The following is an 11,958-nucleotide window of genomic DNA, read 5'->3' as shown; positions in this document are numbered from 1 at the left end:
CTCAGGCAGGCTTCAGAAATTCATAGACGAAGAGGTGTGTTCTTGTGACAAAATCATGGTACAGCTCAAGCCTTCTGCTCTTATCCTTATCGCTGGTACTGGTGCTCTCCGGCTGCAGCTCCAAGGGAGATGCGGCGGCCTCTGCGGGAGGGGTCAGCGGTACACCGGAGGCCCTGAAGATCAGGATTGCCGATATCAACACGAATCCGACCTTCCGGGTAGCCCTTAAGCAAGGCATCTTCGCAAGCCATGGTATTGATGCGGAGATTATCAACTTCGGGACACCGGCCGAGGGAGTGAATGCGCTGTTCATCAAGCAGGTGGATGTGGCCTTCGGTGCGGACTTCCCGGTGCTGAACGCCGTTGCCAAGGGCGAATATTCAATCATTGCTTCCGCTGGTCAGGCCACGGATCAGGCAGCGGCAGTATGGAAGCTGTACGTCAGAGACGATATTCAGTCTGCCGCGGACTTGAAGGGTAAGAATCTGAGCTTCCTGCGCGGGACGTTCCTGCCGTATCTGTGGGACGAATATCTGAAGGAGCGGGGCATCGCACTCAGCGGTGTGAAGCTTACAGGACAGGGTGCTTTCGACGAAGCCTTCATCGCCCTGAAGCAGGGGGATGTCGATGCCGCCTGGTTCAGCGGTTCAGCGCTGACCGATAAGCTGGCTGCGCTTAAGGGCGTGCATGAGCTGACCGATATGTCGAAGACTCCGGTGCGGCTGGGGATGGGAATCGTAGCCGCGGATGCTTTTGTAGAGGAGCATGGTGAAGGCATTGGAGCCTTCCTGGCAGCGGTGGATGAAGCCTCGGCGTACGTACAGGAGCATCCCGAGGAAGTAGCGGAGCTGATGTACAAGGAAGTGAAGCAGCCGAAGGAAGCAACGCTGAAGGATCTGCCGGCGAATCCGTGGAAGGTGGGCTTCACCCAGGCTGCATACGACAGCCTCGCCGGACAGAAGAAGTATATGGTGGATACAGGGATTATCACGCAGGATTTTGACCTTGGCAGCAAGCTGAAGCTGGAGCCGCTGAAGCAGGTGCTGCCGGATAAAGTGACCTACCCGGAATAAATGAAACCACATAAAGTGAACTATCCGAAATAAATGAAACCACAGGAGGTGCCCTATGTCATTATCTGCTAAACCAGCGGCAAGGCAGCATGCTATTCATATCGAGCAGCTGCGCAAGAGCTACAGTGAACCGGCAGCCGGAGATGTCCACTACATTATTAAGGATGTAGATCTGGTGATCAAGGGCGGAGAATTCTTCGTGCTGCTTGGCCCAAGCGGCTGCGGCAAATCCACGCTGCTGAATATGATCGCCGGGTTCGTCTCCAAGTCTGGCGGACATTTGCGGGTAGACAACATCGAGGTGGATAAGCCGGGCCGGGACCGGGCGGTGGTGTTCCAGCAGGCCGATTCGTCCCTGTTCCCCTGGCTGACGGTGCGGGAGAATGTAGAGTTCGGACTGCGGATGAAGAAGACGGCGAAGGCCGAACGCAGGCTTCTGTCTGACCGCTACATCGGGCTTGTCGGGCTGAACGGCCATGAGGACAAATTCCCGAAGGCGCTGTCGGGAGGAATGAAGCAGCGGGTACAGCTGGCCCGGGTGCTGGCGAATGATCCGGCGATCCTGCTGATGGATGAGCCGTTCGGCGCGCTGGATGCCATGACCCGGCGGACGATGCAGAAGGAGCTGGTGCAGATCTGGCGGGAGACGCATAAGACGGTGATCTTCGTGACCCATGATATTCAGGAAGCACTGCTGCTGGGGGAGCGCATCGGCATTATGTCGGTAGGGCCCTCCTCCAATATTACAGACATCTACGACAATACGCTGCCCTTCCCCCGGGATGTGGCTTCACCTGAATTCTATTCGCTGTATAGCCGGATTCAGAGCCATTTTGAAGAATAGGGAGGGAGGTGATACCTGATGGGATGGTTGGAAAAGAAATGGGTATCCGTATCCCTGCTGTGGCTTGCCGTACTGCTCCTCTGGCAGCTTGGCGCCTGGGTGTACGGTCCGGATATCATTCCCGGGCCCTGGGCCACGGTCCGGGGCGGGCGTGAGCTGGTGGAGGACGGGACGCTGGTGCAATATATCGGGGTCAGCTTGTACCGCGTGCTGATCGGCTGGGTGCTCGGCAGTCTGCTGGCTATTCCGGCAGGACTGATCACCGGCAAGGTGAATGTAGTCCGCCTGTTCGCTGAGCCGTTCCTGAACTTCATCCGCTTCATTCCGCCGATTGCCTTCATTACACTCTTCCTGGTCTGGTTCGGCATCGGGGAGCAGTCGAAGATCGCGCTGATTATGTACGCCACCTTCTTCATTGTGGTGCTGAATACCCTGACCGGGGTCATGTCGGTAGAAGAGGACAAGATCCGTTCCGCACGCAGCATGGGGGCCAGTGAGTGGCAGATTCTGCTGCATGTCATTGTGCCTTCGACGATTCCGTATATTTTCACCGGTGTGCGGCTGGCGATGGGCACCTCCTATATGGCGATTATCGGCGCGGAGATGATTGCCTCGAACGAAGGGGTGGGGTACCTAATCTGGAATTCACGGCTGTTCTTCCGTACCGACTGGATCTTCGTAGGGCTGATTAGCCTCGGATTCATGGGCTTCTTCACAGACCGGGCCTTCGGCTGGTTCGGCCGGAAGGTGCTCTACCGCTACGGTGTGGTCAGCGTGGGTGCGCACAGAAGATAAAGGAGCGGATCGGACGGTTAGAAGCAGCGGGATTCGTGGTATAATGGGGGAATCTGCAAGCAAGCAGGATGAACAGGAAGGAGCAGTGCCCCAAGTGGAAGTAACCGCACAGGAAGTAGCGGAGTGGATGGTGAAGGAAATCCAATTTACAGGAACCCTGTACCAGACCGCTGCGATTGAATATGTGAAGGCAAACTTCGGTGAACAGTTTGTATTCGTGAATGAGAACGGCAATGCTTCGTTATCCAAGGAAGTGAAAAAGGCGTTCCGCAAGCTGCATGGCGGCAGAATCGCCTGGGACCGCGACGGATTCTTGTGGGCCTGGACCTGAGGCTAAGCTCACAATAAGACCTGAACATAACAAAGGGAGCGTTGCTGATAACAGCGGCGCTCCCTTTTGTATGCAAGTAAGACGTACAATATTTATATCTGCAGCACTTAATAAGAGTTCTTCATTGTAGAGGCAACAAATCTTATACATACTCCAACATTCCCTTTTCCTTCAGAAGATCGACAATATCCTTCACCGACTGCGCTTTATCCTTGGGGCAGATCATAACGGCGTCCCCGGTATCGGCGATAATGAAGCTGTCAACGCCGATGGTGGTGATCAGCCGCCCGTTGCCATAAATGATGGAGTTGCGGGTGTCGATGCCGACATGGTTCGCTTTGATGATATTGCCTTCATCGTCAGGCGGGAAAATCGCACCGAGTGCGTCCCAGCTGCCGATGTCATTCCAGCCGAACTGCCCGGACAGGACCACTACCTCGTCGGAACGCTCGAGAATGCCGTAGTCAATGGAGATGTTCTGCAGCAGCGGATAGATCCGGTTAAGGGTCTCCTGCTCCTGATCTGTACCGAGTGCATCGCGGAGCGGCAGCATGGTATTGTACAGACGCGGCAGGTAGCGCTTGAAGTTATCGATAATGACTGAAGTTTTCCAGATGAAGATCCCGCTGTTCCACAGATAATTGCCGGAGGCCAGATACCCCTGTGCCTTCTTGAAATCCGGTTTCTCCACGAATTCGGCTACATCATATACATCAACCGGCTTGATTGCGATCGGCTCTTTGTCATAAGCGATGTAGCCGTAGCCGGTGGACGGGAAGGTCGGTTTGATCCCGATGGTGACGATGGCATTACTCTCCATCGCGACAGTACAGGCTTCATCCAGCGTAAGCCGGAACTGAGGCTCATCGGTAATATAGTGATCGGAAGGCAGTACAACCATCAAGGAATCCCCTTCACTCATCTGCTCAATGGAGAAAGCGGCGAACAGGATACTTGCTGAAGTATTCCGGGCCACCGGCTCGATCAGAATATTGCTTTTCTGCACACTGCTGTGCATAATGCTCTCCAGCAGCACCGCCTGAGTGCGGTTCGTTACAATAACGGTATTCTCCTGAGGGATGATGCCCTTGAAGCGTTCGATGGTATCGTTCAGCATAATGTCGTTGCCGCTGATGTTCAGCAGCTGCTTGGGGATTTCCTGTCTGGAGAGCGGCCAGAAGCGGGTGCCTCCCCCGCCTGCAAGTATGGTTGCGTATTTATCCATGATGAGTCACCAGATGGGCAATCGAGAAGGATATAATGCTCTCCGACCCCTGATTGAGGTTCAGCCCCGAGCTGTGAATCCCGTCGTAGCAAGCCCCGGTCTGGGGATCAATCAGGGAGAGCTGCAAGGAATTATTCCCTGTATACCAGGCGTAGCACAGGTCAGCCTGCTGCAGATAAGCAGGGTCTTTCAGCACAACGGCAGCTTCGTCGCAGGCCAGCAGCATTTCGCAGGCTTCAATCGGCTGCTCGTCATATAGAGCGGGAGTCCCGCCGCGCAGCAGCCAGCCGTGGCTGCCGATGGGCTTGTAATAGCCTTCCGGCGCGAAGGTCCGCGAGATCAGGAAATCGAGACTTTCCTTAGCCGTGATTCTCAGCGCCGGATTGCCGGATATCTTGTAGGCTTTGAGCAGCGCCCAGGGCAGCATGGAGTTGCCATACGTAAGGCTGTCTTCATACCAGTTCCAGCCTTCGCCCTTGGTGAGATTGTATTGGTCATTTAGCCGGACGGCAACAGATTCTATAAGTTCTGTGATGAAGGCTTCGGGCAGGAAAGCCCGTTCTTCTTCTGTGCTTGGTGTATGAGGATAAGGGAAGGAGTAGGTAAGCGCTCCGGGAGTCCCGGGCAAATAGCTGAGTCCGATCACGGCATACGCCAGAGCCCGGGGAGACCGCAGGCCTCCGATATGCGGCAGCGCCTGGTTGATCAGATAACGGCAGGTGTTCAGCAGATTGTCCGGTAGAATGGAGGAATAGGAGAGTACGAAGCCCAGCGCCCAGAGGGTGCGCCCCTGACAATCCTCAGAGCCGCGCTCCTCCAGGAAGGAACGGTTATAGTCCATGAAGTTCCTGAAGTTACCTTCTTCAGTCTGTGCATGGTGGACAAAAGAAAGGTACGTATGAATCAGGTCAAGGGAGGCGCTGTCCTGATTTTTTTTGTACATCAGAACGGCTGCAATTAGAGCCCGCGCATTGTCATCGGTAGTGTAGCCCTTGGTACGGTCGGGAATCCCGAATTTGGTATGCTGGAAAATCCCCGTATCATCGGTAATCCGGCGCATATAGTCCGGTTTGAACTGAAGCGCTGCGGATGTCTGCATCAAATCACACTCCGGCCAGCCGGGATGGAGAGGGCTATTTTATCCTGAAAGATGGCTGCATAGGTCTTCGCAACCTCACTCCACATCATCGTACTGCCAAGCTCCTGTGTACGTTGCTCCATATCCTTGACCTTGGCCGGATCATCCAGCAGCTCCAGAATACAGGCTTCCAGAGAAGCTGAGTTGCGGAATTCCGCCAGCAGCCCGCGGCCTTCAGCAAGCATCTCTTCGGCATAGCGGTAGGGGGTAGAGATTATTACTCGGCCGTAGCCGACACCGTAAGCAAGAGTGCCGCTGACTGCCTGATCCTTGCCCAGATAAGGAGTCATATAGATATCCGACATCACCAGCGACTGGATAACCTCTTCCTGGGTCAGCAGTTTGTCGACGAACAGTACATTATTGACCAGGCCCAGCTCGTGCACCAGTTCGGTCAGCTTTTGCCGGTAGACTTCACCTGTCTCCTGCTTAACGACCGGATGGGTCTTGCCCCAGATAATATAGAGCGCATCCGGATGCTGCTTCACTACTCCGCTCATCGCCTCAATTGCATATTCGATACCCTTGCCCGGACTGAGGAAACCGAAGGTAGAGAGGATTTTGCGGTCTCCGAATTTATATTGGATCTTCAGCTCTGCACGGGTAGCAGTCTGGACAAAAGGCACCCCGTGGTGAATGAAGGCGATGTTGGCGGCGTTGATATGATAGACAGAAATGAGATCATCTACAGTGGACTGGGCCATGGTGACCACCTTGACACTTCCCGCGGCGAGCCGGGTAATGATCTGATGCTGCTTGGGTGTAGGCTTGGTTAATACAGTATGGAAGATGACCACATAAGGGACTTGAAGCTCCTCCGTGAACTGCAGCAGATATTCGCCGCTCTCCCCGCCGTAGATGCCGAATTCATGCTGAATGACGAGCAGGTCGGTACCCGACTGATTGATTTCCCGGGCTGAATCTATATAATCAGATAGCTGATGCTGGTTGATTTCCCTCATGACCTGATCCGTATAACGGTAATTTCCGTTGTTGTTCATCGCTATGATCCGCGGTTTGTTGAAGCCCTCAAGCTTCGTGAACTCATCCAGCAGATCCTGGGTGAAGGTTGCAATTCCGCATTCTCTCGGCAGGCTGGTGGACAGGAATACGATGTTTTTATTACGGTTGCTGTGGTTCATGATAGAGCCTCCCTATTGATAATCGTAATTTGGGGACAAAAAAAGAAAATAAAGAGGACTTTATTTTCCGGAGATGAGTGGTATGAAATTTCGTTTCTGCAATTTATTTCCTGAACCGACTATAACATGACCATTTTATCTTGTCAATTTATTGACTCTCCTAAAATCTCCAGATATAGTAATGTAGGAGGTGTATGGATGCCAGTCATTCGCAGTAAATTAAGTGAGGTTATGGAAGAGCATGACCCCAAATTATCGATCCGCAAGCTTGCCAAAGACATTAACTACCATTTTGATTCCGTCCGGCGGATGTACAAGGATGAGATGGTGCAGTATCCCCGGGATCTGCTGTTAAAGCTCTGTACCTACTTCAATATTCAGCCTGGGGAATTGATCCGGATGGAATCAGATGAGAACGATTGGGCAATAGATAAGGCAAATGAATATGAGGAGGAAGGCAATGACAAGGAGCCCGGCAATGGCAGCAGCCTGTAGCGAACTGCTGGATACCTTTTACGCCAATCTCCGTACCGTACACGTGGAGAAGCTGGTCTTCTCCGGTGTAGGCGGGCGTGATGTATACAATATAACGGCCCCTTTCCCGCATGACGGGGAGGAGGTCATACTGGGAAGAGTTGAGGAGCGCGACAGTGAGTTCTCTCAAGTCTTCTTTTTTACATCCCGAGGGGACGGGGTGTGGGTTCCCAGGGCACATACGCATACCTATAACCTGCAGGACCCCTGTGTCACCCGGATTAAGGGCGAGCTGATTGTCGGCGGAGTTGAAGTCATTACGGCCGGGGATCATCCGCCGCAAATCGTCTCCTGGGTCACGCAGTTCTACCGGGGGTACCGGATCGATTCGATGCACCACTTCGCCTCCGGTCCGGAGATGATGAAGGATATCCGGCTGATAGAACTGCAGGATGGGAGAATCGGTGTGCTTACGAGGCCGCAGGGAGAGCGTGGCGGCAGAGGGCAGATCGGCTTCACGGTTATTGATTCACTGGAAGAGCTGAATGAACAGACGCTGGACGAGGCAGACATTCTGCAGCATCAGTTCGTGCCGGAAGAGTGGGGCGGAGCCAATGAAGCCCATCTGCTTAAGAATGGCCATGTGGGGGTACTTGGGCATATTGCCTGCTTTGACCCTCTAGGGAAAAAGCATTATTACGCTATGGTCTTCTCGCTCGATCCGGACACCTTCGAGACAACTCCGGTCAAAATCATTGCAGCCCGCAGCGATTTCCCGGTTGGTCCAGGCAAACGGCCTGATCTGCAGGATGTCATCTTCAGCGGCGGACTGCTACGCGGAGCGGCCGGGCGGGCGGTGTTGTCTGTAGGCGTCAGCGATGCGGAAGCTTACAGAATTGAGCTTCCTGATCCTTTTGCCGAATACGAAATGTGATCCTCACTGGTTTGACTAGATTCTATGGTCATGGTACACTTTGTTTGACAAGAATTTATGGTCAAAGAGAGCGGGAACCAAGCAATGAGTACATTTATTCAATTAATCAATCGTACATCGGGAACAAAGTCCAACCTGAATGCAGCAAGAAAGCAAGGCCGCATACCGGCTGTACTGTACGGCATTGGTAAAGATACTCTCAGTCTTGAAGTGAACGAGAAGGAACTGCTGGAGATGCTGAGAACGAATCCGCGGGCGATTCTGCAGGCGAAGCTGTCGGATGGAACGACCCTTCCGGTAGTGGTTCAGAACATTCAGAAGCAGTCGATGTCCGGTAAAGTGCTGCATGTCGATTTCCAGCATGTGAATATGAGCATCAGTATGGACAGCAAGGTTACGATTCATTTTGCAGGCGAAGCTGCGGGTGTCAAAGAAGGCGGCGTACTGCAGGTGGAAATATATGAAGTAGAAGTCCGCTGCATGCCGGGAGTTCTGCCGAAATCGATGGAAGTGGATATCAGCGGCCTGGCCATCGGCGACCAATTGCTGGTGTCTGATCTGATCTTCAAGGATGGAATTGAAGTGCTGACTGATCCGGGCACAGTCATGATTCAGATCAAGACGGTCCATGAAGAAGCACCAGAACCGGAAGTCACTCCGGCTTAAATACAGATTGACGAATAATAGCCCCTTCGGGCAGAACTACTCGGAATTCATGATGATATCATGACTCCGGTTACGTCTGCTGGAAGGGGCTTTTTGTTATTGTTTGGGTTGAAGCTTACATGTGGTAGGTAGCCGAAAAGGCAGCTTAACGTTCGCTTACACCGGCACTTCCCGGGTGCTTGATTCCATCGGGGAGCTGCACAGCGGACACGGCTTCGAGGTTAGGTGCTCCTCAGCTCCGCCCGCCTTCTTCCGGGTCCAGCCCGGGCAGGCTTTGCCGGTGCACTTCCAGACCGGGACAGTATGTGTTCGCACTGCGGCTGAACCCGGGGCGCTGCTGCGGGTTACAGGCATTCTGCCCGGGCTGCTGGCTCCGGCAACTGGAGCCGTTGCCTGCGGGCGTGCCGCCGAGCGGAAGGCCGCGAGCATGAAGCGCGAGACCTCTGCCTTCTTGCCCCGATGCCTGGCGGGTGAGCTGATGAACAGCTCCTCCTTGGCCCGGGTAACGGCCACATAAGCGAGCCGGCGCTCTTCTTCCAATGCGGCAATGCCCGCTTCGGCTGCGGCCCTTGCTGCGGCCGGGCTGATCACCTTGACCGAGGCCTTCACTGGCTTGCGGTCCTTCACGCGGTTCTCCTCCAGAGCGGAGCTATGCGGCAGAATGCCTTCGGAGGCTCCGATCAGGAAGACTACGGGGAACTCCAGCCCCTTGGATTTGTGGATGGTCATCAGCGCCACCCGGTTGCCTTGCTCCTTCAGCCCCGGCTGCCGGTTCTGCATATTGCGCTCTGTTACATTGTCGATGAATTCGAGGAACAGCGGAATCGTAGCGAACCGCTCCGCCGAGGCCTCCAGCTCATCGAGCATTTCCTTCAGCGTCTCCCGGTGCAGCGTTGCCTGATGGCGCTCACTGCCTTCGATGAAATAATCGTAGAATACTGTGCGGATCTGGCGGATCGCTTGTAGCGGTGTCAGCTCCCGCAGGCCGCGGATCAGGTCCAGCCGCTCGCGCAGCTTGACGCCCTTGAAATCCTCCATACCCGGCATGGACAGCAGATGAATCAGCGGGCCCTGCTTCGCCTGCACCGCCTCCATGCGCCGGATATGCTCCATTCCCTTGTCCCGGTTCAAGTAGAGTGTCGGCAGAATATTCTCCATGGCGGCGAAGTCGCGGCGGTTCACCGACAGGCGCAGGTGATCCAGCACCGGAGAGATCAGCCAATGCTCATAGAGCAGTTGGCCTTCTCCATAATCTATATAAGGAATATCGTGCAGCAGCAGCAGCTCCAGGACCGCCCGGTTGCTGCTTGTCGCGCGGTATAACAGGGCGAAATCACGGTATTCCCGGGTTCCGCTCTGAGTCTCACGCTCAATATGCTCTACAATCTGCGCAGCCTCGTCATCTGCCGTCAGCGGACGCAGATAACGGGGCGGAAGACCGTTACTGCGGGCGGCCTGCAGCGTCTTGGCGCGGCGCCGTGAATTATGGCGGATGATGCCGTTGCCCAGGCCGATGATCGCCGGACCGGACCGGTAGTTGATATCCAGCGTAATCACCTTGGCCTGCGGATAGAGCTTCTCGAACTCCAGGATGAATTCGCTGCGGGCCCCGTTGAAGGAATAGATCGTCTGGTCATCGTCGCCGACCACCATCAGATTATCCTGCGGAGCAGCAACCATCTTCACCAGCTCATACTGCAGCGCATTCGTATCCTGGAACTCATCGACCATCACATATTGATACTGCTGCTGCAGCTCACGCAGCAGCGCAGGCTGTTCACGGAGCATCTGGTAGGCGAGCAGCAGCACATCGTCGAAATCGATTTTGAAATGATCGGTCTTCCACTGCTCGTACAGAGCAAGGATAGCCTTCATCTCCTTCTCTGCTTCTGTAGTCTCCGGCAGCTGTGCAGGCAAGCCCATGTTCATCTTCCAGGCGGAGAGCAGACTGAGCAGATTCTCCGGCGGATAGGCATCCTTCGGCAGTCCCAGCTCACGCATAATCTGCTTCAGCAGAATATGCTGGCGGCGGGTCTCGCTGAAAATATCCTGCCGCAGCCCCTGCCGCCGCAGGAAATAAAGAAAGAACGAGTGGAACGTACGCGCCGTAAGGCGCGCGGCATCCCCCTCGTTCACCCCGGGCAGCAGGGCGATCCGCTCGCGCATCTCTGCAGCTGCCTTGCTGGAGAAGGTCAACAGCAGCAGACGTCCGGGAGCGATGCCGCGCACAGACAGCAAATACCCGGTTCTGCAAATCAGCACCGAGGTTTTGCCGGAGCCGGCTCCAGCCAGTGTCAGCAGCGGCCCGAGATGATGGCGCACCGCCGAGATCTGCGGCGGATTGAGCAGAATGCCGCCTGCCTCCAGCCGCCTGAAATAAGCCGCATCGCTGTCCCCCGGCTGAACCGTCTCCCGGCTCGTCCGGGCCGAGGCTACCTTCGCCTGGGGGATATTCTCACCGCTGGCTCCCAGCGGAATATTATGAAATAAGAGCTTGTTCATTATGTTCACCTTCGTTTGCTTCTGAATGCGTAATCAGTCATGCGGTTTTGGCCAGTATACACTATACCATTCTGCACTCTTTTCTGCACGAAGCTATCTCCCGGATGTATTCAGCTTGGCCAGAAAGGAATTCACCTTGCGCTCATACAGCCGCGGCTGATCCTCCTTGATCTCCTCCAGCAGGAAGGCCAGGCACTGCCGGATTCTTGGGGGCATGCGCACAGCGATCTCCGCGTAATCCCTGCGGAAAGTGTCGTCCTGGAGAATTCTTTGGTTCAGCACAATCGCCCAGTTACGGGCATGCTCCAGCATTTCCGGCAGCGATTCCAGCAGCTGGGTCAGATACATCTCCATCTGGACACTCTCTACAAAATGAACAAGGCTGAACATGACCTCTTCCTGCTCCGTATCATCGTCGAATACTTTGAAGATCTGGTGAATCACGGCATCCTCCGTATCACCGGCCAGACCCTCCAGTGCCTGATCGAACTGCTCGCATTCCAGCTCGGTGCGCAGCAGCCGGTTCTCATATAGCCGGGCAATCCCGGGGTATAGGTGGTTCATAGAGTAATTCCTCCCAGCAGAAAATAACGCCATTTATCATAAAGTCCACTTTTTGGCAGATAATACTAATATATTGGACAAAGGACTAGCTGATTGTAACAGATAGATGAATAAAAGTGAGGTATGGAGGGATATCATGTTTATTCCGGTGCTTATGGAATTAACCAATGCCGAACGGTTGATGCTCATTCTATATTTGGCCCTCAACCTGGGAGCCATCTCATTATGCTTCTTCCGGCGCTCGGGAACCGACCGCCGCTAGCGAGACAG

General features: G+C 54.5%; 13 protein-coding genes. 8 read left to right on the top strand and 5 right to left on the bottom strand.

Annotated elements, in window-relative coordinates; genetic code table 11:
- Nucleotides 1-44: 44 nt before the first annotated feature.
- The 4 genes from NST04_RS01895 (at nucleotide 45) to NST04_RS01880 (ending at nucleotide 3,043) form a co-directional block, all read left to right on the top strand.
- Nucleotides 45-1,073, top strand: coding sequence for an ABC transporter substrate-binding protein (locus tag NST04_RS01895; protein WP_341182938.1), 1,029 nt, complete (start codon nucleotides 45-47; stop codon nucleotides 1,071-1,073).
- Nucleotides 1,074-1,128: 55 nt separating this feature from the next.
- The gene (locus NST04_RS01890) at nucleotides 1,129-1,917 is read left to right on the top strand and encodes an ABC transporter ATP-binding protein (RefSeq protein WP_341182937.1); all 789 of its coding nucleotides are present in this window, start codon (nucleotides 1,129-1,131) and stop codon (nucleotides 1,915-1,917) included.
- A gap of 18 nt (nucleotides 1,918-1,935) precedes the next feature.
- On the top strand, nucleotides 1,936-2,712 hold the full coding sequence (locus tag NST04_RS01885; RefSeq protein WP_341182936.1) for an ABC transporter permease: 777 nt from the start codon (nucleotides 1,936-1,938) through the stop codon (nucleotides 2,710-2,712).
- 94 nt (nucleotides 2,713-2,806) lie between these two features.
- The gene (locus NST04_RS01880) at nucleotides 2,807-3,043 is read left to right on the top strand and encodes a DUF6953 family protein (protein WP_341185160.1); all 237 of its coding nucleotides are present in this window, start codon (nucleotides 2,807-2,809) and stop codon (nucleotides 3,041-3,043) included.
- 142 nt (nucleotides 3,044-3,185) lie between these two features.
- Here the strand turns inward: NST04_RS01880 and NST04_RS01875 are convergent, their stop codons facing one another.
- From NST04_RS01875 to NST04_RS01865, 3 genes are read right to left on the bottom strand one after another with little or no spacing between them, the layout of a single operon-like run.
- Entirely contained in the window at nucleotides 3,186-4,268 is a 1,083-nt protein-coding gene (locus tag NST04_RS01875; RefSeq protein WP_341182935.1) for a mannose-1-phosphate guanylyltransferase, read from the bottom strand.
- Nucleotides 4,261-5,367, bottom strand: a complete 1,107-nt coding sequence (locus tag NST04_RS01870; protein ID WP_341182934.1) for a glycosyltransferase — start codon at nucleotides 5,365-5,367, stop codon at nucleotides 4,261-4,263. The genes NST04_RS01875 and NST04_RS01870 overlap by 8 nt, the downstream gene beginning before the upstream one ends.
- A complete protein-coding gene (locus NST04_RS01865) occupies nucleotides 5,367-6,548 on the bottom strand; it encodes a glycosyltransferase family 4 protein (RefSeq protein WP_341182933.1) in 1,182 nt (393 codons plus the stop codon). Before NST04_RS01865 ends, NST04_RS01870 begins: the two co-directional genes overlap by 1 nt.
- A 198-nt stretch (nucleotides 6,549-6,746) precedes the next feature.
- Here NST04_RS01865 and NST04_RS01860 point away from each other — a divergent pair, with 198 nt between their 5' ends.
- The 3 genes from NST04_RS01860 to NST04_RS01850 all read left to right on the top strand — a co-directional run bounded on the left by NST04_RS01860 (nucleotide 6,747) and on the right by NST04_RS01850 (nucleotide 8,622).
- Nucleotides 6,747-7,043 carry a helix-turn-helix domain-containing protein gene (locus tag NST04_RS01860; protein WP_063829030.1) on the top strand — a complete coding sequence of 99 codons (297 nt, stop codon included), beginning with the start codon at nucleotides 6,747-6,749 and terminating at the stop codon, nucleotides 7,041-7,043.
- Nucleotides 7,027-7,956 (top strand): DUF1861 family protein, encoded by a 930-nt coding sequence (locus NST04_RS01855; RefSeq protein WP_341182932.1) that lies wholly within the window; start codon nucleotides 7,027-7,029, stop codon nucleotides 7,954-7,956. Before NST04_RS01860 ends, NST04_RS01855 begins: the two co-directional genes overlap by 17 nt.
- Before the next feature lie 84 nt (nucleotides 7,957-8,040).
- Complete coding sequence (locus tag NST04_RS01850) at nucleotides 8,041-8,622, top strand: 50S ribosomal protein L25 (RefSeq protein WP_341182931.1); 582 nt, start codon at nucleotides 8,041-8,043, stop codon at nucleotides 8,620-8,622.
- A gap of 156 nt (nucleotides 8,623-8,778) precedes the next feature.
- On the opposite strand, the gene NST04_RS01845 is transcribed toward NST04_RS01850, so the two are convergent.
- Together NST04_RS01845 and NST04_RS01840 are read right to left on the bottom strand one after the other, a co-directional pair.
- Nucleotides 8,779-11,124 (bottom strand): UvrD-helicase domain-containing protein, encoded by a 2,346-nt coding sequence (locus NST04_RS01845; RefSeq protein WP_341182930.1) that lies wholly within the window; start codon nucleotides 11,122-11,124, stop codon nucleotides 8,779-8,781.
- 93 nt (nucleotides 11,125-11,217) lie between these two features.
- Entirely contained in the window at nucleotides 11,218-11,688 is a 471-nt protein-coding gene (locus tag NST04_RS01840) for an Imm30 family immunity protein (protein WP_341182929.1), read from the bottom strand.
- Between the two features lie 106 nt (nucleotides 11,689-11,794).
- On the opposite strand from NST04_RS01840, the gene NST04_RS01835 reads away from it, so the two are divergent.
- Nucleotides 11,795-11,950 (top strand): hypothetical protein, encoded by a 156-nt coding sequence (locus NST04_RS01835; protein WP_341182928.1) that lies wholly within the window; start codon nucleotides 11,795-11,797, stop codon nucleotides 11,948-11,950.
- The last annotated feature ends 8 nt before the right edge of the window (nucleotides 11,951-11,958 follow it).

This window comes from Paenibacillus sp. FSL H7-0756, assembly GCF_038006765.1.
Classification (GTDB): Bacteria; Bacillota; Bacilli; order Paenibacillales; family Paenibacillaceae; genus Paenibacillus_AQ.
The sequence above is the reverse complement of the archived record's forward strand: the minus strand, read 5'-3'. Positions and strand labels throughout refer to the sequence as shown.

Excerpts from the sequence above, each read along its gene's own strand:
- NST04_RS01890 (WP_341182937.1), top strand. The coding sequence starts at position 1,129 with ATGTCATTATCTGCTAAACCAGCGGCAAGGCAGCATGCTATTCATATC.
- NST04_RS01885 (WP_341182936.1), top strand. The coding sequence starts at position 1,936 with ATGGGATGGTTGGAAAAGAAATGGGTATCCGTATCCCTGCTGTGGCTT.
- NST04_RS01875 (WP_341182935.1), bottom strand. The coding sequence starts at position 4,268 with ATGGATAAATACGCAACCATACTTGCAGGCGGGGGAGGCACCCGCTTC.
- NST04_RS01870 (WP_341182934.1), bottom strand. The coding sequence starts at position 5,367 with ATGCAGACATCCGCAGCGCTTCAGTTCAAACCGGACTATATGCGCCGG.
- NST04_RS01865 (WP_341182933.1), bottom strand. The coding sequence starts at position 6,548 with ATGAACCACAGCAACCGTAATAAAAACATCGTATTCCTGTCCACCAGC.
- NST04_RS01860 (WP_063829030.1), top strand. The coding sequence starts at position 6,747 with ATGCCAGTCATTCGCAGTAAATTAAGTGAGGTTATGGAAGAGCATGAC.
- NST04_RS01855 (WP_341182932.1), top strand. The coding sequence starts at position 7,027 with ATGGCAGCAGCCTGTAGCGAACTGCTGGATACCTTTTACGCCAATCTC.
- NST04_RS01850 (WP_341182931.1), top strand. The coding sequence starts at position 8,041 with ATGAGTACATTTATTCAATTAATCAATCGTACATCGGGAACAAAGTCC.
- NST04_RS01845 (WP_341182930.1), bottom strand. The coding sequence starts at position 11,124 with ATGAACAAGCTCTTATTTCATAATATTCCGCTGGGAGCCAGCGGTGAG.
- NST04_RS01840 (WP_341182929.1), bottom strand. The coding sequence starts at position 11,688 with ATGAACCACCTATACCCCGGGATTGCCCGGCTATATGAGAACCGGCTG.
- NST04_RS01835 (WP_341182928.1), top strand. The coding sequence starts at position 11,795 with ATGAATAAAAGTGAGGTATGGAGGGATATCATGTTTATTCCGGTGCTT.